A 552-nucleotide genomic window follows, 5' to 3' on the forward strand; every position below is an offset into this window, starting at 1 on the left:
CGCCTCGTGAGCCGCATCCGCGCCGCGCTCGACATCGAGCTTCCGATCCGCGCATTGTTCGAAACGCCCACCGTCGCGACGCTCGCCCCTCAGCTCGGCATGAACACCGCCAGCCGCGCGGCGCTGCAGCCGCAGCGTCGTCCTGACGTGGTCCCCGTGTCCTACGCCCAGCAACGCCTGTGGTTCCTGTATCAATACGACGGCGCGAGCGCGATCTACAACATCCCGCTCGCGCTGCGCCTCGACGGGCCGCTCGACGCCCGCGCGCTGCGCCTCGCCTTGCAGGATCTCGTGATCCGTCATGAAAGCCTGCGCACGCTCATCGATGAAGTGGATGGCGCGGCCCGTCAGATCGTGATCGCGCCGGATGACGCGCGGCTCGCTTTCGAGCAGGTCGACGTCACGGAACGCACGCTGAACGACACGCTCGAACAGCACACCCTCCATCGCTTCGATCTCGCCCGCGAGATCCCGATCCGCGTCGTCCTGTTCGCGATCGCGCCGCAGCGGCACGTGCTGTTGCTGCTGATTCATCACATCGCGAGCGACGGA

1 protein-coding gene is annotated in these 552 nt (G+C 67.2%); it reads left to right on the top strand.

What is annotated here, in order from left to right; genetic code table 11:
* A partial coding sequence (locus tag AC1RQF_RS33505) for a condensation domain-containing protein (RefSeq protein WP_492874437.1) occupies window positions 1-552 on the top strand: 552 nt, incomplete at both ends.

This window comes from Burkholderia sp. GW821-FHT14F03 (assembly GCF_058803765.1).